20 protein-coding genes are annotated in these 23,796 nt (G+C 71.8%); 15 read left to right on the top strand and 5 right to left on the bottom strand.

Annotated features, from left to right (window positions below; genetic code table 11):
* The first annotated feature begins 31 nt into the window (after window positions 1-31).
* Together HUT19_RS14340 and HUT19_RS14345 are read left to right on the top strand one after the other, a co-directional pair.
* Window positions 32-316, top strand: a complete 285-nt coding sequence (locus HUT19_RS14340; RefSeq protein WP_176180863.1) for an exodeoxyribonuclease VII small subunit — start codon at window positions 32-34, stop codon at window positions 314-316.
* 123 nt (window positions 317-439) lie between these two features.
* Window positions 440-1,030, top strand: a complete 591-nt coding sequence (locus HUT19_RS14345; RefSeq protein WP_176180864.1) for a malonic semialdehyde reductase — start codon at window positions 440-442, stop codon at window positions 1,028-1,030.
* An 84-nt stretch (window positions 1,031-1,114) separates the two neighbouring features.
* On the opposite strand, the gene HUT19_RS14350 is transcribed toward HUT19_RS14345, so the two are convergent.
* Window positions 1,115-1,672: a DUF4245 domain-containing protein gene (locus tag HUT19_RS14350; protein WP_176186864.1), complete on the bottom strand. Its 558-nt coding sequence runs from the start codon at window positions 1,670-1,672 to the stop codon at window positions 1,115-1,117.
* A gap of 185 nt (window positions 1,673-1,857) precedes the next feature.
* On the opposite strand from HUT19_RS14350, the gene glpX reads away from it, so the two are divergent.
* The gene (gene glpX, locus HUT19_RS14355) at window positions 1,858-2,889 is read left to right on the top strand and encodes a class II fructose-bisphosphatase (RefSeq protein WP_176180865.1); all 1,032 of its coding nucleotides are present in this window, start codon (window positions 1,858-1,860) and stop codon (window positions 2,887-2,889) included.
* A gap of 103 nt (window positions 2,890-2,992) precedes the next feature.
* Here glpX and HUT19_RS14360 read toward each other — a convergent pair whose 3' ends face one another.
* Together HUT19_RS14360 and HUT19_RS14365 are read right to left on the bottom strand one after the other, a co-directional pair.
* Window positions 2,993-3,349 (bottom strand): WhiB family transcriptional regulator, encoded by a 357-nt coding sequence (locus HUT19_RS14360; protein WP_176180866.1) that lies wholly within the window; start codon window positions 3,347-3,349, stop codon window positions 2,993-2,995.
* 179 nt (window positions 3,350-3,528) lie between these two features.
* Window positions 3,529-4,221, bottom strand: coding sequence for a DUF1707 domain-containing protein (locus HUT19_RS14365; protein ID WP_176180867.1), 693 nt, complete (start codon window positions 4,219-4,221; stop codon window positions 3,529-3,531).
* A 164-nt stretch (window positions 4,222-4,385) separates the two neighbouring features.
* Between HUT19_RS14365 and HUT19_RS14370 the strand changes: the two genes are divergently transcribed.
* Entirely contained in the window at window positions 4,386-6,062 is a 1,677-nt protein-coding gene (locus HUT19_RS14370) for a fumarate hydratase (RefSeq protein ID WP_176180868.1), read from the top strand.
* Between the two features lie 70 nt (window positions 6,063-6,132).
* Here the strand turns inward: HUT19_RS14370 and HUT19_RS14375 are convergent, their stop codons facing one another.
* Entirely contained in the window at window positions 6,133-7,242 is a 1,110-nt protein-coding gene (locus HUT19_RS14375; RefSeq protein ID WP_176180869.1) for a chitinase, read from the bottom strand.
* A gap of 173 nt (window positions 7,243-7,415) precedes the next feature.
* On the opposite strand from HUT19_RS14375, the gene HUT19_RS14380 reads away from it, so the two are divergent.
* The 6 genes from HUT19_RS14380 to HUT19_RS14405 all read left to right on the top strand — a co-directional run bounded on the left by HUT19_RS14380 (window position 7,416) and on the right by HUT19_RS14405 (window position 16,257).
* The gene (locus HUT19_RS14380) at window positions 7,416-8,336 is read left to right on the top strand and encodes a hypothetical protein (protein WP_176180870.1); all 921 of its coding nucleotides are present in this window, start codon (window positions 7,416-7,418) and stop codon (window positions 8,334-8,336) included.
* Complete coding sequence (locus HUT19_RS14385) at window positions 8,333-10,597, top strand: bifunctional polysaccharide deacetylase/glycosyltransferase family 2 protein (protein ID WP_176180871.1); 2,265 nt, start codon at window positions 8,333-8,335, stop codon at window positions 10,595-10,597. The genes HUT19_RS14380 and HUT19_RS14385 overlap by 4 nt, the downstream gene beginning before the upstream one ends.
* A 160-nt stretch (window positions 10,598-10,757) precedes the next feature.
* Complete coding sequence (locus tag HUT19_RS14390; RefSeq protein WP_176180872.1) at window positions 10,758-12,149, top strand: aspartate ammonia-lyase; 1,392 nt, start codon at window positions 10,758-10,760, stop codon at window positions 12,147-12,149.
* 68 nt (window positions 12,150-12,217) lie between these two features.
* Window positions 12,218-12,919, top strand: a complete 702-nt coding sequence (locus tag HUT19_RS14395; RefSeq protein ID WP_176180873.1) for a DUF402 domain-containing protein — start codon at window positions 12,218-12,220, stop codon at window positions 12,917-12,919.
* Between the two features lie 134 nt (window positions 12,920-13,053).
* Window positions 13,054-13,773, top strand: a complete 720-nt coding sequence (locus HUT19_RS14400; RefSeq protein WP_176180874.1) for a bifunctional 2-polyprenyl-6-hydroxyphenol methylase/3-demethylubiquinol 3-O-methyltransferase UbiG — start codon at window positions 13,054-13,056, stop codon at window positions 13,771-13,773.
* A gap of 57 nt (window positions 13,774-13,830) precedes the next feature.
* The gene (locus HUT19_RS14405; protein ID WP_176180875.1) at window positions 13,831-16,257 is read left to right on the top strand and encodes a SpoIIE family protein phosphatase; all 2,427 of its coding nucleotides are present in this window, start codon (window positions 13,831-13,833) and stop codon (window positions 16,255-16,257) included.
* A gap of 63 nt (window positions 16,258-16,320) precedes the next feature.
* Here HUT19_RS14405 and HUT19_RS14410 read toward each other — a convergent pair whose 3' ends face one another.
* Window positions 16,321-18,552, bottom strand: a complete 2,232-nt coding sequence (locus tag HUT19_RS14410) for a transglycosylase domain-containing protein (RefSeq protein WP_176180876.1) — start codon at window positions 18,550-18,552, stop codon at window positions 16,321-16,323.
* 240 nt (window positions 18,553-18,792) lie between these two features.
* Here HUT19_RS14410 and HUT19_RS14415 point away from each other — a divergent pair, with 240 nt between their 5' ends.
* The 5 genes from HUT19_RS14415 (at window position 18,793) to HUT19_RS14435 (ending at window position 23,795) form a co-directional block, all read left to right on the top strand.
* On the top strand, window positions 18,793-19,725 hold the full coding sequence (locus tag HUT19_RS14415) for an SPFH domain-containing protein (protein WP_176180877.1): 933 nt from the start codon (window positions 18,793-18,795) through the stop codon (window positions 19,723-19,725).
* A gap of 95 nt (window positions 19,726-19,820) precedes the next feature.
* Window positions 19,821-20,030 carry a hypothetical protein gene (locus HUT19_RS14420; protein WP_368661745.1) on the top strand — a complete coding sequence of 70 codons (210 nt, stop codon included), beginning with the start codon at window positions 19,821-19,823 and terminating at the stop codon, window positions 20,028-20,030.
* Between the two features lie 146 nt (window positions 20,031-20,176).
* Window positions 20,177-20,701, top strand: a complete 525-nt coding sequence (locus HUT19_RS14425; RefSeq protein ID WP_176180878.1) for a PadR family transcriptional regulator — start codon at window positions 20,177-20,179, stop codon at window positions 20,699-20,701.
* Entirely contained in the window at window positions 20,698-21,384 is a 687-nt protein-coding gene (locus tag HUT19_RS14430; protein WP_176180879.1) for an ABC transporter ATP-binding protein, read from the top strand. The genes HUT19_RS14425 and HUT19_RS14430 overlap by 4 nt, the downstream gene beginning before the upstream one ends.
* Window positions 21,381-23,795 (top strand): FtsX-like permease family protein, encoded by a 2,415-nt coding sequence (locus HUT19_RS14435; protein ID WP_254885569.1) that lies wholly within the window; start codon window positions 21,381-21,383, stop codon window positions 23,793-23,795. The genes HUT19_RS14430 and HUT19_RS14435 overlap by 4 nt, the downstream gene beginning before the upstream one ends.
* Window position 23,796: the final 1 nt, after the last annotated feature.

Consider the following 23,796-nt stretch of genomic DNA (forward strand, 5'->3'; position numbering starts at 1 on the left):
GGTGTCGGTCCCTGTGCATAGGGTGTGCGGCATGGCGAAAACGGACGAGAAGGCGAACGACACCTCGGCCCTCGGCTACGAGCAGGCGCGGGACGAGCTGGTCGAGGTCGTGCGCCGGCTGGAGGCGGGCGGCACCAGCCTGGAGGAGTCGCTCGCGCTGTGGGAGCGCGGCGAGGAGCTGGCGAAGGTCTGCCGTCGCTGGCTGGAGGGGGCGCGGGCGCGGCTGGACGCGGCGCTGGCCGAGTCGGGCACGGAGGAGGCCGAGGGGGCGGACGCCGGGGAGCGTGCGGGGGACACCGGGGCCGACGGCGCCTGAGCGCGCGAGGGGGCGCGCACTGTGATGCGGAGCATCCCACCCCCCTTTAGTTGAAAGTTAATCTAAATCCGGTACGGTGGAGGGCGCCATCACATCCCGTCGCCGTGACCCGAAGGTTGTGCCATGACTCTCGCCCTCGACCCCGCCGCCCAGGACCTGCTCTTCCGTGAGGCGCACACCGCCAACACCTTCACCGACGAGCCGGTGACCGAGGAGCAGGTGCGGGCGATCTACGACCTGGTCAAGTACGCCCCGACCGCCTTCAACCAGTCGCCGCTGCGGGTGGTCCTGGTGCGCACCCCCGAGGCCCGGGAGCGGCTGGTGCCGCATATGGCCGAGGGCAACCGGCCCAAGACCGCCACCGCCCCGCTGGTCGCGATCCTCGCCGCGGACAATGAGTTCCACGAGGAGCTGCCCACGCTCTTCCCGCACTTCCCGCAGGCCAAAGACGTCTTCTTCGCCGAGCGCGCCGCCCGTGAGCGGGCCGCGGGGCTCAATGCCTCGCTCCAGGCGGGTTACTTCATCCTGGGCATCCGCGCCGCCGGTCTGGCCGCCGGGCCGATGAGCGGCTTCGACGCCGTCGGAGTGCAGAAGGAGTTCCTGGACGGCGACCACACCCCGCTCATGGTCGTCAACATCGGCAAGCCGGGCGAGGACGCCTCGCGCCCGCGCGGCCCGCGTCTGGACTTCGACCAGGTGGTCACCAGCGTCTGACAGGTCCGTCCGACGCGGCCCACCCGACACGGTCCGTCCGCGCTGCCGTCCGGTGAACCGGGCGCGGCCCTCAGGCCGCCGTGCTCAGCCCTTCCGGGCCTCGAGCGCGGCGGCCATCTTCGTCAGATGGGCGGCGGACGCGGTCCCGGTGACCACCGTGGTCACCCCCCGCTCCCGGCACACCAGGGCGTCGTACTTGTCGCCCTCGTAGCGGACCCACTCCTTGCCGTCGATCCGCTGGGTGTCCTTGGTCGCCCGGGCCCGCTGGGTGACGTTGGCGATGAAGGGCGCCGGCTTGCCGTCGCTCTGCTCGACGGACACGTACTCCCGCTGCGCGTCCAGGAAGCCCAGGTGCCAGGCGGCGCCGCCGTCGGCACCACCGCTGCCGCTGCCGGTCGCCGGGGTGTAGGTGACGGAGGTCGCGCGCCAGCCCTTGGGCAGGCTGCCGGGCTCGGGGGCGGCCACCGGGTACGGCGCGGCACGGCGGGCCGTCTGGAGCTCCACCCGGTAGTCGACCGTCCTGACACCCCCGTCCTTGTCGCTGTCGTCGTGCGGGATCTGGAAGACATAGATGCCCGCCGCGACAGCGCCGATCGCCGCCATCGACAGCATCATGTCCCGGACCGTCTCTTTGCCTCGCATACCTGCCACGTCCCCTATCGTCCCTCATCCCGCCGCGCCGCCCCGCAACAGGGCCGCGCTCAGGCGTGGGGTCCTCTGCTCACGTTCGCAATCAGCGGATAAAGTCATGAGCACCCTCTCCCTCCTCGCCCGCCTTCGGCGAAGAGGGGTCCTCCGGCCGTCGCCGTACAGAAAGGTGCGCTCCGATGACCGAGCATCATCTGCCCTCCCAGCTCGAGGTCAGCCCCGAGGCTCCCGACCGCAACCTCGCCCTGGAGCTCGTCCGGGTCACCGAGGCGGGTGCCATGGCCTCCGGCCGCTGGGTGGGCCGCGGCGACAAGAACGGCGCCGACGGTGCCGCCGTCAAGGCCATGCGTTCGCTGGTGCACACCGTCTCCATGAACGGCGTCGTGGTCATCGGCGAGGGCGAGAAGGACGAGGCGCCGATGCTCTTCAACGGGGAGCGGGTCGGCGACGGCACCGGCCCGGAGTGCGATGTGGCCGTGGACCCGGTGGACGGCACCACCCTCACCGCCAAGGGCATGGCCAACGCGGTCTCGGTGCTCGCGGTGGCCGAGCGCGGCACGATGTTCGACCCGTCGGCCGTGTTCTACATGGACAAGCTGGTCACCGGCCCGGATGCGGCCGAGTTCGTCGACATCACCGCGCCGCCCGGGGTGAACATCCGGCGGATCGCCAAGGCCAAGCGGTCCAGCCCCGAGGACGTCACCGTGGTGGTCCTCGACCGCCCCCGCCACGAGGGCATCGTCAAGGAGATCCGCGAGGCGGGCGCCCGGATCAAGTTCATCTCCGACGGCGATGTGGCCGGTGCGATCATGGCGGTGCGCGAGGGCACCGGTGTGGATCTGCTGCTGGGCGTCGGCGGCACCCCGGAGGGCATCATCGCGGCCTGTGCGATCAAGTGCCTCGGCGGCACCATCCAGGCCAAGCTGTGGCCCAAGGACGACGACGAGAAGCAGCGCGCCATCGACGCGGGCCATGACCTGGACCAGGTGCTCCAGACCGACGACCTGGTCAGCGGCGACAACGTGTTCTTCGTCGCCACCGGGATCACCGACGGCGATCTGCTGCGCGGGGTGCGGTACCGCGCGGAGACCGCGACCACCCAGTCGCTGGTGATGCGGTCCAAGTCCGGCACCATCCGGCAGATCGACTCCACCCACCGGCTGTCCAAGCTGCGCGCGTACGCCTCGGTGGACTTCGAGCGCGCCCGCTGAGCGCGCCCCGAGGGCGCGCGCACGGCGCCCGCGCCCGGGCATCGCACACCAGGGCCGGGCCCCGCCTTCCCGGCGGGGCCCGGCCCTGTGCGATCCGAAGCGCTCAGCCCGCGGCGGCCACCCTCATGGCGCGCTGGAGCTCGGCCTCCCGGCGACGGCGGCGGGCCAGCACGACCCGGCGCTCGGCCGCGGTCAGCCCACCCCACACCCCGTACGGCTCGGGCTGCAACAGCGCGTGCTCCCTGCACTCGACCATGACCGGGCAGCGCGCGCAGACGCGCTTGGCGGCCTCTTCCCGCGACAGCCTCGCAGCAGTGGGCTCCTTGGAAGGAGCGAAGAACAGCCCGGCCTCGTCCCGGCGGCACACCGCCTCCGAGTGCCAGGGGCCGGCCTGATCCCGAGCGGGAATGCGCTGCGGGGGCACGGCGGCGTCCAGCAGGGGCTGATGCGGTTGCAGCACGGTCTACTCCTGACGACGGCTCCGGTGGTCACCCTTGCCCGCCTCGCGGCGTACGGCCCCGTGTGCACCCCCATCAGCCGTACGAGAGACGATGCACCAAGCCTTACCCGCTGTGCGCGCGCTTATGCACACCGTTGTCCCGACCGCAAATTCCCTGCGCCCGCCCCGACTTCGCGCGGCTACGACCGCAGGTTCTTCAGTCGTTTACCCCGCTTCGGGCGGGCTTCCACCCCTCCGAAGAGAGCGAATCCGCCGACGTGGACCACGGGCGCCTCGGGATCCGGCGCGTCACAGGGGGACACATCGAAGCCGCCGAAGATCCCGGCGCCCGAGCCGTGCAGGGTGACGTTCTCCGGAACTTTGATCTCCACCCCGCCGAAGAGCACCCAGGCACGGATGACGATCTCCCGCTGCTCGAAGAGCGCCTCGGTCAGATCGAGCTCGGCCCCGCCGAAGACCACCAGCGCGTTGGTCCGGCGGCGGACCCGCCAGCGGCCCTTGCGCGCCGCCCCGCCGAAGATCGCCACCAGGTTCTCCGCGGCGGGCGGGGTACGGGCCCAGGCCGGATCCTCCCCGCCCCGGGCCGCCTCCGGCCCGGCGACGCGGCCCGGCGCCGCGGGCAGATCGCGGACCAGGGGCTCCAGTTCGCCGAGGGTCTTGGCGCGGTAGACCGCGTCGATCCGCTCCGCGTGCTCCTCGGGGTCGAGCCGCCCCTCGGCGAGGGCCTCCCGAAGGATGTCCGCGATCCGGTCGCGGTCCGCGTCGGAGGCGCGCAGCGGCGCACGCGCGGGGGCGGACGCGGCCGGCGCGGACGCCACGGACGCGGAATCGGAAGGGGACTTGGCCAACGGCACCGGCTGCTGCTCATCCACGCGATCAGCGTACCCAGTCGCGATAGATCGCGACCAGGGTCGCGATGGCTCACCCGCGGAGGCGACTGAGCCTTACCTCACAGGCCCGCCCCGCCGCCCCCGTTCTACGCTTATGGGCGCTGTCGTCGATGCCAGCGCCGTCTGCCGAGTGAGGAATGGCCGGAATGCCTGAGTTTGCCTATACGGATCTGCTGCCCCTGGGCGAGGACCCGACGCCCTATCGGCTGGTGACCAGCGAGGGCGTGAGCACCTGCGAGGCCGACGGACGCACCTTCCTGAAGGTCGAGCCGGAGGCGCTGCGCAGGCTCGCGGCCGAGGCGATGCACGACATCTCGCACTATCTGCGCCCGGCCCATCTCGCCCAGCTTCGCCGGATCCTCGACGACCCCGAGGCCAGCGCCAACGACCGGTTCGTCGCGCTCGACCTGCTGAAGAACGCGAACATCGCGGCGGCGGGTGTGCTGCCCATGTGCCAGGACACCGGCACCGCGATCGTCATGGGCAAGCGCGGGCAGAACGTGCTGACGGAGGGGCGCGACGAGGAGGCCCTGTCGCGCGGTGTCTTCGACGCCTACACCAAGCTCAACCTCCGCTACTCCCAGATGGCCCCGCTGACCATGTGGGAGGAGAGGAACACCGGCTCCAACCTGCCCGCGCAGATCGAGCTCTACGCGACCGACGGCGGCGCCTACAAGTTCCTCTTCATGGCCAAGGGCGGCGGCTCGGCCAACAAGTCCTTCCTCTACCAGGAGACGAAGGCGGTGCTGAACGAGGCATCGATGATGAAGTTCCTGGAGGAGAAGATCCGCTCGCTGGGCACCGCCGCCTGCCCGCCGTACCACCTGGCGATCGTGGTCGGCGGCACCAGCGCCGAGTACGCGCTCAAGACCGCCAAGTACGCCTCGGCGCACTACCTCGACGAGCTGCCCGCCGAAGGTTCCCCGACCGGCCACGGCTTCCGCGACAAGGAGCTGGAGCAGAAGGTCTTCGAGCTGACCCAGAAGATCGGCATCGGGGCGCAGTTCGGCGGCAAGTACTTCTGCCACGACGTACGGGTCGTCCGGCTGCCCCGGCACGGCGCGTCCTGCCCGGTGGCCATCGCCGTCTCCTGCTCGGCCGACCGCCAGGCGCTCGCGAAGATCACCCCCGAGGGGGTCTTCCTGGAGCGGCTGGAGACCGACCCGGCGCGCTTCCTCCCGGACACCACGGACGAGGAGCTGACCAAGGGCGCGGGCCCGGACCTGGACGCGGTCGCCATCGACCTCAACCGGCCGATGGACGACGTCCTGGCCGAGCTGACCAGGCATCCGGTCAAGACCCGGCTCTCGCTGACCGGCACGCTGGTCGTCGCCCGTGACATCGCCCACGCGAAGATCAAGGAGCGGCTGGACGCGGGCGAGGAGATGCCGGGGTACCTGAAGAACCACCCGGTCTACTACGCGGGCCCGGCCAAGACCCCCGAGGGGTACGCCTCCGGTTCGTTCGGCCCGACGACGGCGGGCCGGATGGACGCGTACGTCGAGCAGTTCCAGGCGGCCGGCGGCTCGAAGGTGATGCTGGCCAAGGGCAACCGCTCGAAGCAGGTCACCGACGCGTGTGCCGCGCACGGCGGCTTCTACCTGGGCTCGATCGGCGGCCCGGCGGCCCGGTTGGCCCAGGACTGCATCAAGAAGGTCGAGGTCCTCGAGTACGAGGAGCTGGGCATGGAGGCGGTCTGGAAGATCGAGGTCGAGGACTTCCCGGCGTTCATCGTGGTGGACGACAAGGGCAACGACTTCTTCACGGATCCGGGTCCGGCGCAGCCCTTCGTCACCAGCATCCCGGTGCGCACGGGGGCCTGACCGGCGGACGCGGCCGGGGGCCGGGGCGGCGGTGCCGTCCCGGCCCCCGGCCGTTGATCCGTGATCCGGATCAGCCCCTCAGCACCGCCTCGAAGGCTCCCGGCCGCTGGGCGACACCGCTGCACCGGTTCTCGGGGGCCGCTCCGGTGCTCTCCTCGCCGGCCGCGGCGGGATCGGGCGAGGATCCGTCCGATCCCGCCGGACCGGGCGAGGACTCGTCCGTACCCACGTCGTCGCACGACCGGTCGCGCTCGGCGGACCACATCGACAGCCGGCCGATCCCCTTCTCCGCGGCGAACCGCGCCAGCCCGGCCGCGTCCTCCAGCGTGAACACCTCGCCGGAGACATCGTTGAGCCCGATCATGGGCGTCACTCCGAGGGCCTTCCATGCGGCCTCGTCGGACAGTCCGAGCACCCCGCGCACCCGGGACTGGGCGGCGGTGGCGGCCCGGATCGCGTAGTCGCCCATGTCGCCGGTGTGCTCACCGCTGTAGTTCATCGCCATGATGTTCACCGTCGAGACGGTGACGCCCTCGTTCCTGGCCGCCTCGAGCTGGGCGGTGCTCTCGGCGGTCAGCCCGTCGGGCATGGCGGGCAGGGTGAAGGAGATCTCCAGGCCCTCATGGGTGCGCTGGAGCAGGGCGACGGCCTGGGCCCGGCGGACGGCCGCCGCGGTGTCGGCGAGGCTGTCCCCCTCGATGTCGAAGTCGGCCTTGGTCAGCCCGTAGCGCTCGATCACCTGCGTGTAGGCCGCGGCGAGTTCGGAGACATCGGCGCACGCGGTGCTCAGCTCGGTGCCGTCGGCGCCGCCGAAGGAGACCCGGACATCGCCGCCCGCCCGGCGCACGGCCTCGATCCGGGTGTCCAGCGCCCGGTCGTCAAGGGTGGCGCCGCCGTCCCACACCGGGGCGCAGCCGTCGCCCGCGACGACGAAGCCGAGAGTGAACTCCTTGATGCCGCGCCCCGCGGCGGCGGCCATGTCATACCCGGCCTCGGACCAGGCACTGACGTACGGGACGAAGTCGGCGGAGGGCGGTGGCGCCGGATGCGGGCTCCGCGGGGACGGTGCCACCCGGGCCGCCGGCTCCGACGGCTCCTGCTGTCCGGCCCATACGGCGATGGTGGCGCAGACCACGGCGGCGGCCACGGCGATTCCGCTCATGCGGGGGCTGGCCCTCATGGCACTCGCTCCTCTTTCGGTGTCCGGTTCGGGGGTGTGGGCACCGGGGGACTCCGCCCCCGTGCCGCTCTCCACTGCCAACCTCGCATATCCGAGAAATGGAAAGAACTATGACACACCGCATGTTTGACTTATATGTCTCAAGTCGTATTTCCTCGACTAGCCTCTCGCTCATGGATCCTCAGTCAGATGTGGTCGAGCGAGCGCCTTCGCGACCCCTCCACCCCGAAGTGGCCGGGAAGGGGCCCGTGTTCGTCGATCTCTCCGGGCGACGCGGCCGTCTGGTGCGGCAGGCGGGTGTGGTCGTGGGGGCCGTCTGCCTCGGCTACTCGGTGGTCCTGGCGACGGGCTTCGCGGGTGGTCCCGCCTTCGCGCCCGAAACCCTGATCCCGGGGCGCCCGACCGCCACCGAAGCGTTCGGCCACGAGCCGGGGAGCGGTCCGGAGCGGCGCCGCCCGGAGCACCGGCGGGAGCCGTACGGGCACCGGGACGTACACCACCATGGCCCGCGACCGCACGAGGACGGCGCGGACACCGGCCGCGACGCACCGCGGGCCGCGCGTCCGGTGGCTCTCGGCGAGCCCGTCGCGCTGGACGGCCCCGGCCCGGCCCGGTCGCGCCCGGCGCCCGCCGAACCCCCCGCCCGCGTACGTCCCGAGCAACGGGGCCAGGACCGGGGCCGGGCTCGGGCCCGGGACCGGGAGCACGCCCCGGCGCGGCACCGCTCCACGGCCAAGAAGCGCGCCGCGCACCGGAAGCACGCGCACCCCCGCCCCGCCGGACGGAAACCGGGCCACCGCGCCGAGCACCCCAAGGCCGCCAGGCCGGGCCGGCACCGCAAACCCGCCAAGCCCATCCGGCACCGCGAGTCCGGCGAGGCCGCCAAGCCCGCGAAACCGGGCGCGGCGCACCCCCCGGCGCGCAAGCTCCCGTCCCGCAAGCCCCCGGCCGCCAAACGGCCCGCGGCGGGGGCCGGGCTCCCCCAGCGCCCGCGGCCCAAAGCCCCGTTGAACCTCCAGGGCCTGCTGAACCCGGGCGGCCCCTCCCGGGCTCAGGGGCCCGGCGTCCCGCGGTACGGGGACGCACCGTCATGACCTTCGGCAGACAGCCGAGACTCCCCCGGCCGCGCCGCCGCGGACTTCCCGCACCCCGCCCGGCCGCCACACCCCGCGCCGTGCCCCGGATCACCGGGCCGGGGCGCGGTGGCGGCGGCCGGTTCCGCGGCCGGGGCCCGTTCCGCCGCGGGGTCGCCAAGACCCGCACCCGGACGGTGCTGGCGCTCGCGACACTGCTCGCGGTGGTGTGCGGAATGCTGCTGGACGGCTATCTGCACGCCGAGGTCGGCAATGACGCCCGCGTCCACCGCTCGCACCCCTCGCAGAGCGTCCCCGACCGGCTGCGGCACGGCGGGCCGGTGCTCACCTTCGACCGGGACGGCAGGGCGACCGAGCACACCATCCCCTCCCGGACCGTGGCGCTCACCTTCGACGACGGCCCGGATCCGCGCTGGACCCCCGAGATCCTCGCGGTACTGCGCAAGCACCACGTCCCCGGAACCTTCTTCGTCGTGGGCCAGATGGTGGTCCGTCACCCCGAACTGGTGCGCCGGATGCGGCAGGCGGGCCATGAGATCGGGGTGCACACCTTCTCCCACGTCGATCTGTCGTACCAGGGCCAGGGCCGGATCGACCGCGAACTGGCCCAGTCCCAGCTGGCCCTGGCGGGCGCGGCGGGCATCACCAGCTCGCTCTTCCGGGCGCCGTACGCCTCCAAGGTCCGCGCGCTGGACGACCGCACCTGGCCGGTCCAGCGGCACATCGGGGCCAAGGGCTACATCAGCGCCTTCGTGGACGCCGACAGCGAGGACTGGCAGCGGCCCCCGGTCAAGGAGATCGTCCAGAACGCCACGCCCCACGGCTCCCAGGGCGCGTCCGTCCTCTTCCACGACGCGGGCGGCAACCGCTCCCGCACCGTGCGGGCCCTGGACCGGTACATCGGCCGGATGCAGCACAAGGGCTACTCCTTCACCACCGTCACCGGCGCGCTCGGCGCCCGGAGCGCCAATCACGGCGCCGGAGCCGTACGGGTCTGGCAGGGCCGGACGCTGATCTGGGCCGCGGCGCTCACCCAGGCCGCCATGCCGTGTCTGACCGGGCTACTGGGCCTGGTCGGCGCCGCCGTGGCCGGGCGGCTGCTGATGATGGTGGGCTTCGCCTCGTGGCACCACCACAGCCGGGCCCGGCGGCGCTACCGGGTGGTGCAACAGGTGGACGACCCGGTGAGCGTCATCGTGCCCGCGTACAACGAGAAGGAGTGCATCGCCAACACCCTGACCTCGCTGGCCGCCAGCACCCATCCGATCGAGATCCTGGTCGTGGACGACGGTTCCACCGACGGCACCGCCGACATCGTGGAAGCCATGGGGCTGCCCAATGTCCGGGTGCTGCGCCAGCCGAACGCGGGCAAGCCCGCCGCCCTCAACCACGGCATCGCCCACGCCCGCCACGAGCTGATCGTGATGATGGACGGCGACACGGTCTTCGAACCGACCACCATCCGCGAGCTGGTCCGCCCCTTCGCCGACGCCCGGATCGGCGCGGTCGCCGGCAACGCCAAGGTCGGCAACCGCAACCGGTTGATCGGCGCCTGGCAGCACATCGAGTACGTCATGGGGTTCAACCTGGACCGGCGGATGTACGACCTGCTGCGCTGCATGCCGACCATCCCCGGCGCGATCGGCGCCTTCCGCCACCGGGCGGTACTGGATGCCGGGGGGATGAGCGCGGACACCCTGGCCGAGGACACCGACATCACCATCGCGCTGCACCGGGCCGGGTGGCGGGTGGTCTACCAGGAGCACGCCCGCGCCTGGACCGAGGCGCCCGGCACCCTCGGCCAGCTGTGGAAGCAGCGCTACCGCTGGAGCTACGGCACCATGCAGGCGCTGTGGAAGCACCGCCGCTCGATCGTCGACCGGGGCCCGTCGGGGCGGTTCGGCCGGGTGGGGATGCCGCTGGTGGTGCTCTTCCAGATCGTCACCCCGCTGTGCGCGCCGCTGATCGACCTGTTCACCCTGTACGGCGTGGTCTTCCTGGACCCGGTGCGTTCGCTGCTGGCCTGGGGGGCGCTGATGCTGGTGCAGCTGCTGGGCGCGGCGTACGCGTTCCGGCTGGACCGGGAGCGCTGCCGGGCGCTGCTGGTGCTGCCGCTCCAGCAGATCGCCTACCGCCAGCTGATGTACCTGGTGCTGCTGCACTCCTGTGTCACGGCCGCGACCGGCGCCCTGCTGCCGTGGCAGAAACTCAAGCGCACCGGCGAGGTGGACTCCCAGCGGGCCCGGGAAGCCGTACGGTGACCGGTCTCACCCGCCCCCGTACCGCGGCGGCGGGAACACGCCGGGGCAGGTACGCGCTGTCCTTGGCGAGTGAGCCGCAGGGGCGCGCCGTCGACCGTCGGCAGGGGCTTCGGCGCCCCGGACGAGAACCGAGCCCTGAGAAAGGCGGAGGTGTCCCACGATGACCGACGAGAGCTACCGGACCGAGCACGACTCCATGGGAGAGGTGCGGGTCCCCGCGCACGCCAAGTGGCGGGCCCAGACCCAGCGGGCGGTGGAGAACTTCCCCGTCAGCGGACAGCGGCTGGAGCGGGCGCACATCGAGGCGCTGGCCCGGATCAAGGCCGCGGCGGCCACCGTCAACGCCGAGCTGGGCGTGATCGACAAGGACATCGCCGGGGCCATCGCGGAGGCGGCGGAGGAGGTCGCCGAGGGCCGCTGGGACGACCACTTCCCGGTGGACGTCTTCCAGACCGGCTCGGGCACCTCGTCCAACATGAACACCAATGAGGTGCTGGCCACCCTGGCGAGCGAGCGGCTGGGCCGTGCGGTGCACCCCAACGACCATGTCAACGCCGGCCAGTCGTCCAACGACGTCTTCCCCTCCTCCATCCACATCGCGGCGACCGCCGCCGTCACCGCCGATCTGATCCCGGCCCTCGGCCGTCTCGCCGAGGCGCTGGAGCTCAAGGCCGCGGAGTTCGGCGAGGTGGTGAAGGCGGGGCGCACCCATCTGATGGACGCCACCCCGGTGACGCTGGGTCAGGAGTTCGGCGGCTACGCGGCGCAGGTCCGGTACGGAGCCGAGCGGCTGCGCTCCTCGCTCCCCCGCCTGGCCGAGCTGCCCCTGGGCGGTACGGCGGTGGGTACCGGGATCAACACCCCGCCCGGATTCGCCGCCGCGGTGATCGCCGAGCTGACCCGTGCCACCGGGCTGCCGCTCACCGAGGCCCGGGACCACTTCGAGGCGCAGGGCGCCCGGGACGGGCTGGTGGAGACCTCCGGTCAGCTGCGGACCATCGCGGTCGGGCTGACCAAGATCGCCAACGATCTGCGCTGGATGGCCTCGGGCCCGCGCACCGGGCTGGCCGAGATCGCGCTGCCCGACCTCCAGCCCGGTTCGTCGATCATGCCGGGGAAGGTCAACCCGGTGATCCCCGAGGCGGTGCTGATGGTCGCCGCCCAGGTCACCGGCAATGACACCACCGTGGCCACGGCCGGGGCCGCCGGGAACTTCGAGCTCAATGTGATGCTCCCGGTGATGGCGAAGAACCTGCTGGAGTCGATCCGGCTGCTGGCGAACGTTTCCCGGCTGCTGGCCGACCGCACCATCGACGGGATCACGGCCGACGCCGAGCGCGCCCGCGAGTACGCCGAGTCCTCCCCGTCGGTCGTCACCCCGCTCAACCGCTACCTCGGCTACGAGGAGGCGGCGAAGGTCGCCAAGACGTCCCTGGCCGAGCGGAAGACCATCCGTCAGGTGGTGCTGGAGTCGGGCTATGTGGAGCGCGGGCTGCTGACCCGGGAGCAGCTGGACGAGGCGCTGGACGTGCTGCGTATGACGCGTCCGTAACCTTGTGTGAGGCAACCGTTGCGGCATAGGTCACGGCACCGCGGCCCGCTCACACCTAAGATCTGCACATGACAGCGGACATCGTGGAGACGACGGGGACGGCGGGTACCGCCCGATGGGCGCCGGGGGACCACATCCTCTGGCGCTACCGCGCCAACGCCGCCGACCGCATCCACATCTGCCGTCCCGTGACCGTCGTCGAGGACACCCCGGAGCTGCTGGCCGTGTGGCTCGCCCCGGGCACCCCCTGCGTCAAACCGCAGCTGACCGACGGCACCTCGGTGCACCGCGAGCCGCTGTCCACCCGCTACACCAAGCCGCGCACCACCGCGCTGTGCCAGTGGCTGGGCACCGGGGTGCTCAAGCTGGCCCGGCCCGGTGAGCCCTGGTCGGTGTGGCTGTTCTGGGACCACGGCTGGCGGTTCAAGAACTGGTACGTGAACCTGGAGGAACCGCTGGCCCGCTGGGCCGGCGGGGTGGACTCCGAGGACCACTTCCTGGACATCGCGGTCTACCCGGACCGCAGCTGGGAATGGAAGGACGAGGACGAGTTCGCGCAGGCCCAGCGGGCCGGTCTGATGGACGCGGCACAGGCGCGCCGCGTCCGGGCCGCCGGCCGGGCGGCCGTGGGACTCATCGAAGCGTGGGGAGCGCCGTTCCGGGACGGCTGGCAGGACTGGCGGCCCGACCCGGCCTGGCCGGTCCCCGCGCTTCCGGCGGACTGGGACCGCAACGACAGGGGGCATACGTCCGCGCACTCGAGGTCCTGAACCTCTTGCTGTGCACCAGTGTTTCAAACGTAGGATCGTCGTCCGGAACACCGCACCAGCGGGAAACCAGACACTGGCGCAACTCACGGACGATGCGCAAGATCTGACGCAATGTCACAGGGAGGGGCGGAGTCGTGAGCAGTGAGGACGACTACGGCGACGGCTACGAGGGGTACCAGGACTTCGACCGTCTGGCGCTGGACCGCAGCGGCCAGGCCGAGGCCTTCGACGCGATAGGCGACCGCTACGACGAAGCCTTTCCGCATAAGGACGGCCAGGTCAAGGCCGGTCAGTGGCTGGCCGATACGCTCGCTCCCGGCTCCCGGGTGCTCGATGTCGGCTGCGGTACCGGGCTGCCCACGTCCCGTCAACTTGCCGAGGCCGGGCACCGGGTGACCGGAATCGACATCTCTCCGGCCATGCTCAAGCTGGCCCGGGACAATGTCCCCGGCGCCGAGTTCCACCAGGTGGACATCGTCGATCTGCGGACCGGCGGGCGCTACGGCCCCGGAGGGACACGTGAACTCGGCCCGTTCGACGGCATCGCCGCCTTCTTCTCGCTGGTGCTGCTGCCCCGCCCGGAGATCCCCTACGCGCTGCGGGCACTGCACGCGGTGCTCAGACCCGGCGGACCGATGACCATCGGCATGGTGGAGGCGGACGTGGACGACTTCGCCATCCCGTTCCTCGGCAACTCGGTCCGGGTATCCGGCTATCTGCGGGAGGATCTTCGACGGGTGGTCAGTGACGCGGGCTTCGAGATCACCGGGGAGGACTCGCACGCGTACGCCCCGGCCAGCACGGACGTACCACCCGAGATCCAGCTCTATCTGCACTGCCGACGACGTGCCTGACACTCGGTGCGTCCCCCACACCAGGGCGCACGGCCCCGGACGGATGGAAACCCACGCGTGACGGAGCACCCGACCTCCCACAACAGGCGACAGGCCGCCACCCCTGTCGCCGCCTCGGGCACGCCCGAGGACGCGCACGGCGCGGTCCCGGACCCGCGGACCGCCGTGCGGCAGGCGGCTGCCCCCGGACAGGAGCCGGCCGGCGGCCGCCCGCGGCCGGCCCTCCCCGGGGACGAGCCGTCGGCAACACCGGCCCGGGACAGCGCGCCGGGCCGGACCGCCGAGCCCGCAGAACCCTCCGGCCGGGCCGGAGGACGCGGCGGTCCGGCCCAGGAGCCCGGCGGCGGTGCGGCCCCGCAGGGCTCGGCGCGGCCCCGGCGGCGCGGCCGCGGCGCGGCGAAGGGCGCCCCGCGCGGTGGCGGAGGTACCGAGCGCCGGAACGCGGCGCACAGCGAGCACCCGGCACAGCCGGAGCACGGCACACCGGAGGGCGAGCCTGTGTGGGACGCGGACCGCAATGCCGCCAGTGGCGCGGCACGCCGACCCGGAGCGCGGGACGGCTCCTCCGACCGGGACCGGCGCACCCCGGACACCGAGCACCGGGATTCCGGCCGCCCCGGGGCCGCCGCGGGCGAACATCCGGCCCAGCCCGGTGAGTCGGCCGACGCGGTGGCCACGGCGGCCGGTGAGGTCGCGTACAGCACGCCCGGCGGCGCGGTGCCCACGGTGCCGCCCGCCGGTGGCCCCGGAGTGGCCGAGACGGCCGCCGCACGGGACCGCGGCGGGGACCGGCTGCGTTTCGTCGGCGCGGCGACCCGGCGGATCGCGCGCGGTATCGACCTCGACGAGATCGTGCTCGGCCTGTGCCGGGCCACCGTGCCCACCTTCGCCGACGCGATCCTGGTCTATCTGCGCGATCCGCTCCCGGTGGGCGACGAGCGCCCGGTGGGTCCGGTGGTGCTGCGGCTGCGCCGTACCGACCGGATCCCGCTGGACCCGGACACCGACAGCGGACGGCTGCCGCTGATGCCCTCCCAGCCGGATCTGTCGCCCGCCGTCGGCGGCGGTCCGGCGGCCGAGCTGTGCGAGGTGGAGGCGGGCGGCCCGCTGGCCGAAGTGCTGCGCGGGGTGCGCCCGGTCTTCGGCGACTCCCAGGCCGCCCGGGCCGCGCTGCCCGAACTCCTCGGCGAGGGGCCCTCGGTGGCCACCGGTCAGCGCACCGTGCTGGCGCCGCTGCGCGGCCGCCGCCGGGTGATCGGCGCCGCGGTGTTCGTCCGCCGCCCGGACCGGCCGCCGTTCGAACCGGACGATCTGCTGGTCGCCGCCCAGCTGGCCACCCACACCGCGCTCGGTGTGGACAAGGCGGTGCTGTACGGGCGCGAGGTCTACATCGCGGACGAGTTGCAGCGCACCATGCTCCCCGACTCGCTGCCGCAGCCCACCGGCGTCCGGCTGGCCAGCCGCTATCTGCCCGCCGCGGAGACCGCGCGGGTCGGCGGCGACTGGTACGACGCGATCCCGCTGCCCGGCAACCGGGTGGCCCTGGTCGTCGGCGACGTCATGGGCCACTCCATGACCTCGGCCGCGATCATGGGCCAGCTGCGCACCACCGCGCAGACCCTGGCTGGTCTCGATCTGCCGCCCCAGGAAGTGCTGCACCACCTCGACGAACAGGCCCAGCGGCTGGGCACCGACCGCATGGCGACCTGCATGTACGCGGTCTACGACCCGGTCGCGCACCGCATCGTGGTGGCCAACGCGGGCCATCCGCCGCCCCTGCTGCTGCACCGGGGCGGCCGCGCCGAGGTGCTGCGGGTGCCACCGGGCGCGCCGATCGGGGTCGGCGGGGTCGACTTCGAGGCGGTCGAGCTGGACGCCCCGGCCGGGGCCACCCTGATGCTCTACACCGACGGCCTGGTCGAGTCGCGGATGCGCGATGTGTGGACCGGGATCGAGCAGCTCCGGGAGCGGCTGACCGCCACCGCCCGGCTCACCGGCCCCAATCCGCCGCCGCTGGAGCCGCTGTGCGACGAGGTGCTGGACATGCTCGGGCCCGGCGACCGCGATGACGACGTGGCGCTGCTGGCGGCCCGGTTCGAGGGCATCGCGCCCAGCGATGTCGCGTACTGGTTCCTGGATCCGAAGGCGCAGACCGCCGGGCAGGCACGGCGGCTGGCCCGCCGCGCCCTGGCCCGCTGGGATCTGGACGATCTGACGGACGCGGTGGAACTGCTGGTGAGCGAGGTGGTCACCAACGCGGTGCGCTACGCCGAGCGGCCGATCACCCTGCGGCTGCTGCGCACGGACGTACTGCGCTGCGAGGTCGGCGACGATGTGCCGCAGCTGCCGCGGCTGCGCCAGGCCCGGCCGTCCGACGAGGGCGGCCGCGGGCTGTACCTGGTCAACCGGATGGCGCGGCGCTGGGGCGCGACACGGCTGAGCACGGGCAAGGTCGTCTGGTTCGAGCTCGCGATGCCGTCCTGACCCACCGCCCCCGAGAACCATCGGGCCCCGAGCCGTGGTGAACGGCTCGGGGCCCGGGTGCGCTTACGGCCTCTGCCGTTTGTCGGGATCGCCCTCGTCCGGCGGGGTGGTCGGGGCCGTCGGGAGGGGCGGGGTCTCCCCGCCGGGCGGGGTGGGCGTCGACTGCGTCGGCGTCGGCGTCGGGGTCGTCGTGGACTGGGACGGGGTCGGCGTCGGGGACGGCGACTCGGACTCCGACTCGCTCGGCGACGGCGTCGGGGACTCCGTCTCCTCACTGGGCGTCGGGGACGGCGGGGTGTTCGGCGGGACGGCCGCACCCATGTCCGTGTCCAGGTCGAACTCGGTGTCCTTCGTGTCGTCCACCGCCGCGCCCATGTACGCCGCCCAGATCGAGGCCGGGTAGTCGGCGCCGTTGACGCGGCCGCCGCCGGCGGTGCCCCGGAGGCTGACCTGCTTGCCGCCCGGAACCTCGCCGAACATGCCGACGGAGGTGACCAGACCGGGGGTGTAACCCGTGAACCAGGCCGACTTGTTGTCGTCCGAGGTACCGGTCTTGCCCGCCACGTCCATCCCCTGGCGGCGCACCGACTGGCCGGTGCCGTCGGCGACCACCCCGGTGAGGACGGAGGTCACCGAGTCGGCGGCGCCGCGGCTGATCGCCTGGCCGTTGGTCGGATCGGGCAGCTCGGCCTTCTCGTCGCCCTTCTCGGCGGACTTCACGATGGTCGGGGTGACCTTCTTGCCGTGGTTGTCGAGGGTCGCGTAGACCCCGGCCATGTCGTACGGGCTGGCGCCCATCACGCCCAGCGACATCGAGGGGTTCTCGCCGAAGCCTCCGGCCTTCCCGTTCATCCCGAGGTCCACGGCGGTCTTCTTGACCTTGGACAGGCCCACGTCCACGGCCATCTGCGCGTAGACGGAGTTGACCGAGTGGTTCATCGCCTTCTGGACGCTGACCGGGCCGTAGGACTTGTTGTCCTCGTTGGGTGGGGCAAAGCCGACTTCGCTGCCCTTGACCGGCCGCCTGCTGGTGCCGTCGTAGATGGTCCCGGAGGTGATCGGGGTGCCGTCCTGGGTGGTGGAGTCGTTCTCCAGTGCGGAGGCGAGGATCAGCGGCTTGAAGGTGGAGGCGGGCTGGTAGTCCTCACGGGTCGCGTTGTTGGTCCAGTGCTTGGTGGCGCCCGCACCGCCGTACATGGCCACCACACCACCGGTCTTGGGGTCCACCGAGACCGCGCCGACCTGGGCGTGCTTGTCGACCTCGCGCTTGCTGGGGTCGAGTTTGTCGGTCAGTTCGGTGCGGACCGCCTTCTCCAGCGACTTCTGCTTCTTGCGGTCGATGTTGAGGGTGATGCTCCAGCCGCCGGCCTCGAACTCCCGCTCGTCCACACCGGCCTTGAAGAGCTCCTTCTTGGCGGCGGCGATGAAGTACCCGGTCTGGCCCTCCAGCCCGGGGATCGGACGCGGGTCGATGGGCTTCTTGAACCTCATGTCCTGGCGATCGCTCTTGGACAGCCAGTCCTTGTCGACCATGTTGTCGAGGATGTAGTTCCAGCGGGCCTTGACCATCTTCTTGCCGTTGGGGCCCGCGGTCGAGTAGTCGTACTGGCTGGGCGCCTGGAGCAGCGCCGCGAGATAGGCGCCCTCCGCCACGCTGAGCTGCTCGGCGTCCTTGTCGTAGTACGCGCGGGCCGCGGCCTGGATGCCGTAGGCGTTCCGGCCGTAGTAGCTGGTGTTGATGTACCCGGCCAGGATGTAGTCCTTGGACTTCTGCTGATCCACCTTGAGGGAGATCACCAGCTCCTTGGCCTTGCGGGTGACGGTCTGCTCCTGGCTGAGGTAGTAGTTCTTCACATACTGCTGGGTGATGGTCGAACCACCCTGCTTGCCCCTGCCCAGCGCGGTGTTGATCAGGCCGCGGACGGTGCCGGTGAAGGAGACACCGGAGTCGGTGTAGAAGTCCTTGTTCTCGGCGGCGACGAAGGTGTGCTGCACCGCCTTGGGGATCTTGCTCAGCGGTACGGACTCACGGTTGACCTCGCCGTCCTTGGCCATGATCGTGCCGTCACTGTACTTGAAGATGTTGGCTTCTTTCCTGGCCAGGGCGTTGGCGGGAGGGACGTCCACCAGCAGATAGAGCGCGAAGAACCCTCCGACGAGCAGTGCGCAGAAGGTGACGACATACGCGAGGATCTTCTTCCAGGTGAAGAAGCGGCGTATGCCCCCCTTCTTTCCGGCCTTCTTGGCCTTGCGGGCACCCTGCTGCCGTGCGCGCCGCTCTTCCGCTCTGCCCATCTCTCCTGCCGTTCCAGTCAGTCAGCTCCCCAGCCCAGCTCATGAAGCTAACACCGCAACAACCCTCACATACTCATCGATCATGCTTTTTCCGAAGGTGACAAAAAGCACCCACCTCACGGGAACTGACGGCTGGGAGGTGCACAGGGTTGCCATGCACGTTAAAGTGCTAGCACTTTGCTAGACATCGCCGGTCGCTGGACCGCAGCGCCGGGCCTTCGAGAGAACACGGGGACCGTCATGTCCGACGTCGCATCCACCGCAGCACCCCGCACCGAACCCCGGATACGGGAGCGGGCCGCCCGCCACGTCAGCGGCGGTCTCGCCCTGCTCGGCGGGCTGGCCGGACTGGCCGCGGGAGCCGGGCTGATCTTCGCCGGGGCGGCGGTCGCCGCCGAGAACAAGGGCGCCGGACCGACCGCGCTGATCGTCTCCGGGATCGCGGTGGCCCTCACCGCGCTGATCGCGATGTGCGGACTGAACACCATCGCCCCGGGCGAGGCCCGGGTCGTCCAGCTCTTCGGCCGCTACCGCGGCACCATCCGCACCGACGGTCTGCGCTGGGTGAACCCGCTCACCAGCCGGCAGAAGATCTCCACTCGGGTGCGCAACCACGAGACCGCGGTGCTCAAGGTCAACGACGCGTACGGCAATCCGATCGAACTGGCCGCGGTCGTGGTGTGGAAGGTGGAGGACACCGCGCAGGCCATGTTCGAGGTCGACGACTTCCTGGAGTTCGTCGCCACCCAGACCGAGGCGGCGGTGCGGCACATCGCCATCGAGTACCCCTACGACGCCCACGACGAGAACGGCCTGTCGCTGCGCGGCAACGCCGAGGAGATCACCGAGAAGCTGGCCGCCGAGCTGCACGCCCGGGTCGAGGCGGCCGGGGTGCGCATCGTCGAGTCGCGCTTCACCCACCTCGCCTACGCCCCGGAGATCGCCTCCGCGATGCTCCAGCGGCAGCAGGCGGGCGCCGTGGTCGCCGCGCGCCGCCAGATCGTGGACGGCGCGGTCGGCATGGTCGAGGCCGCACTCGCCCGGATCACCGAGGAGGAGATCGTGGAGCTGGACCAGGAGCGCAAGGCCGCGATGGTCAGCAATCTGATGGTGGTGCTGTGCGGGGACCGCTCGCCGCAGCCCGTCCTCAACACCGGCACCCTCTACCAGTGACGGATCGCGAGCACCCCTCCGAGCCCGCCCTGCCCGCCGGGCCGGAGCGGCCGCCCGAACGGCAGCCGCGTCGGCCGCGGCAGCAGCGCAAGCAGATGCTGCTGCGGCTCGACCCGGCCGTGCACGACGCGCTCGCGCGCTGGGCCAACGACGAACTGCGCAGCGCCAACGCACAGATCGAGTTCCTGTTGCGCAAGGCACTCTCGGACGCGGGCCGGTTGCCGGGGTCGGTGCGGCCGATCCCGCGCCGCGGCCGCCCGCCGCGCGACGCCGCCCCGGGTGAGGCCGGCTCACCGGCCGACTGACCGGCCGACTGACCGGCTGACCGACCGGTTGACCGACCGACCGGCCCGGGGCGACACCACTCCCTCCGCACGTCTCTGACCCGCATAAACGATCTATTCACCGTATCTATACACGCGATGTATACCCATCGTGTAGAGTGCCGCGCATGTCCATCGGCCACACCCTGCTCGGACTCCTGGAGTCCGGCCCGCGCCACGGTTACGACCTCAAGCGGGCCTTCGACGAACGATTCGGTCACGACCGCCCGCTCCACTACGGGCAGGTCTACTCGACCATGTCCCGCCTGCTGAAGAACGGTCTCGTCGAGGTCGACGGCATCGAGCACGGCGGCGGCCCGGAACGCAAGCGCTACGCCATCACCGACGCGGGCATCACCGATGTCGAGCAGTGGCTCACCCAGCCCGAGAAGCCCGAGCCGTACCTCCAGTCGGTGCTCTACACCAAGGTCGTCCTCGCCCTGCTCACCGGGCGCGACGCGGCCGATCTGCTCGATGTCCAGCGGGCCGAGCATCTGCGGCTGATGCGCGATCTGACCCAGCGCAAGCGCGAGGGCGACCTCAGCGACCAACTGATCTGCGACCACGCTCTGTTCCATCTCGAGGCCGATCTGCGCTGGCTGGAGCTGACCGCGGCCCGCCTCGGCCAACTCGGCAAGGCGGTACGCTCATGACTCCCGCGGGTTCCCTCCTCATCGCCGACAGCCTCCACAAGGCGTACGGCCCCACTCCCGCGCTCGACGGCGCGCACTTCTCCATCCACCCCGGCGAGGTCGTCGCCGTCATGGGCCCCTCCGGCTCCGGCAAGTCCACGCTGCTGCACTGCCTGGCCGGGATCGTCAAACCGGACGCGGGGTCGGTCCACTACAGCGGGCGCGAGCTGTCCTCGATGTCGGACGCCGAGCGCAGCAGGCTGCGCCGCGGCGAGTTCGGCTTCGTCTTCCAGTTCGGCCAGCTCGTCCCGGAGCTCAACTGCGTGGAGAACGTGGCGCTTCCGCTGCGGCTGAACGGCGTCAAGCGCAAGGAGGCCGAGGCCCGGGCGCTGTCCTGGCTGGAGCGGCTGGAGGTCGCGGACGTGCGCGCCAAGCGGCCCGGTGAGGTCTCCGGCGGTCAGGGGCAGCGCGTCGCCGTCGCCCGCTCGCTGGTCACCAGCCCGCGGGTGCTGTTCGCCGACGAGCCGACCGGAGCGCTGGACTCCCTCAACGGGGAACGGGTGATGGAGCTGCTGACCGAGGCGGCCCGGGAGACCCGCGCCGCCGTGGTCCTGGTCACCCATGAGGCCCGGGTCGCCGCCTACTCCGACCGCGAGGTCGTGGTGCGCGACGGCAAGGCGCGGGACATGGCGGGCGTCCGATGACGGCCCAGGGGAGCGCGACCGCACCACCGGAGCGGATGGAGCCCCCGCGCCGCGGTGCGTTCTCCCGCTGGGCCGCCGACCTCGCCATGGGGGCCCGGTTCGCCGTCACCGGCGGCCGGGAGAGCTGGGCCAGGACGATCATGACGGCGGTCGGGGTGGGGCTCGGCGTGGTGCTGCTGCTGCTCGCCTCGTCCGCCCCCAACGCCTACGACCTCCGAGCGGACCGGGGCGCGGCCCGCTCGACCTTCGGCACCGGCATCGACCCCGACGTGAAGGCGGGACCGGACACCGTCAGACTCGCCGACGCGAACACCACGTTCCACTCGGACGACATCGAGGGCAAAGTGCTGGCGCCCGACGGGAACAGCCCGCCCAAGCCCCCGGGGGTGAACCGGGTCCCGGCCCCCGGTGAGATGTGGGTCTCCCCCGTGCTGAAGAAGCTGCTCGCCGACAACGACCTGCTGCGCAAGCGCCTGCCCTACCGCGTCGTCGGCACCATCACCGACAGCGGACTGTCCGGCCCGGCCGATCTGCGGTACTACGCGGGTGTCGACGGCGCGGCGTTCGAGCACGACCAGGGGTACCGCATCGACCACTGGGGCACACCGCCCACGACCAGCCCCCTGAACCCCGGGGTGCTGCTGCTGGTCATCGTCGGCTGTGTGGTGCTGCTGCTACCGGTTCTGATCTTCATCGCCACCGCCGCACGCTTCGGCGGCGAGCGGCGCGACCGCCGACTGGCCGCGCTGCGCCTGGTCGGCGCCGACAGCCATATGACCCGGCGGATCGCCGCCGGGGAGTCGCTCTTCGGCTCGCTCCTCGGGCTGGTGACCGGTGGGGTGCTGTTCCTGGGGGTGCGGGAGCTGGCCAGCACGGTCACGCTGTGGGACGTCAGCTTCTTCGCCTCCGACATCCGTCCTTCCGCGCCGCTGGCGCTGCTGATCGCGGTCGTCGTACCCGCCTCGGCCGTGCTCGTCACCCTGGTCGCGCTGCGCGGGATCGCCATCGAACCGCTGGGCGTCGTACGCAACGCCACCCCGCGCCGCCGCAGGCTGTGGTGGCGGCTGCTCCTCCCGGTGCTCGGCATCGGTCTGCTGCTGCCGCTCGCGGGTGGCTTCGGCGCCACCAGCAACAGCGGGGACCGGGAGGTGTACCAGGCGGCGGCCGGTGCCGTACTGCTGCTGATCGGCACCACGGCGCTGCTGCCCTGGCTGGTCGAGGCGGTGGTCGAGAGGTTCGGCAAGGGACCGCTGCCCTGGCAGCTCGCCACCCGGCGGCTTCAGCTCAGCAGCGGGACGGCGGCCCGTGCGGTGAGCGGCATCACCGTCGCCGTCGCCGGGGCCATCGCGATCCAGATGCTCTTCGCCACCGTGCAGGACAACCAGACGAAGGACACCGGTCAGGACCCCCACCGCGCCCAGGCGGCCGCGGCCATCCAGGTCGACAACGGTTCCCAGGCCAACGCCGCCTTCGCCGAGTACCGCGCCACCAAAGGCGTGCGTCAGGTGCTCGGCAGCACCTCGGGGTACGTGGCCGAGGCCCACCCCAAGAAGAAGCGGGCGCCCCAGGACACCCCGACGGAGTCCGTCACGGTCGCCGACTGCGCCACCCTGCGCGAGATGGCCGCGCTCGGCCGCTGCTCCGACGGCGATGTCTTCGTGGCCGAGTCCGACACCTTCCCGCCGGACGAGCCCTCGTTCCTCAAGCCCGGTGTGCGGGTCAATCTGCGGCTGGACGGGGACGGCTATCCGGTCAGCGGGAACCCGAAGCTGTGGACCGTCCCGCGCTCGGCCAAGACCGTGAAGACGAAGCTGGACCCGCAGGGCTCGGAGAACCCCGGCATCCTGGCCACCCCCGGCGCCCTCAACGTCTCCCGGCTCACCGATCCCAGGGCCCAGGCCATGCTGCGGCTGGACCCGAAGGTGCCGGACGCGGTGGAGTACGTGCGCAACACCAGTGCGGTGCTGTCCCCGATGATGGACGTGTACACGCTGACCAGCACCTCGGAGTCCCATCAGTTCGCGACGCTGCGCAAGGGGTTGCTCATCGGCGCCACCGCGACCCTGCTGCTCATCGGGGCGAGCATGATCGTCTCGACGCTGGAGCAACTGCGCGAGCGCAAGCGGCTGCTGTCCGTCCTGGTGGCCTTCGGCACCCGCCGGTCCACGCTCAGCTGGTCCGTGCTGTGGCAGACCGCCGTCCCGGTGATCCTGGGGCTGGCACTGTCGATCGCGGGCGGGCTCGCGCTGGGCACGATGCTGCTGAAGATGGTCGGCGAGCCCTGGACCGTGGACTGGACGAGCCTGAGCCTGATGACCGGTGTCGGCGCGGGCGTCATCCTCCTGGTGACCCTGGTCAGCCTGCCGCCCCTGTGGCGCATGATGCGCCCGGAGGGGCTGCGTACCGAGTAGC

The sequence above is a fragment of the Streptomyces sp. NA02950 genome, from assembly GCF_013364155.1.
In the GTDB taxonomy this organism is placed as follows: domain Bacteria; phylum Actinomycetota; class Actinomycetes; order Streptomycetales; family Streptomycetaceae; genus Streptomyces.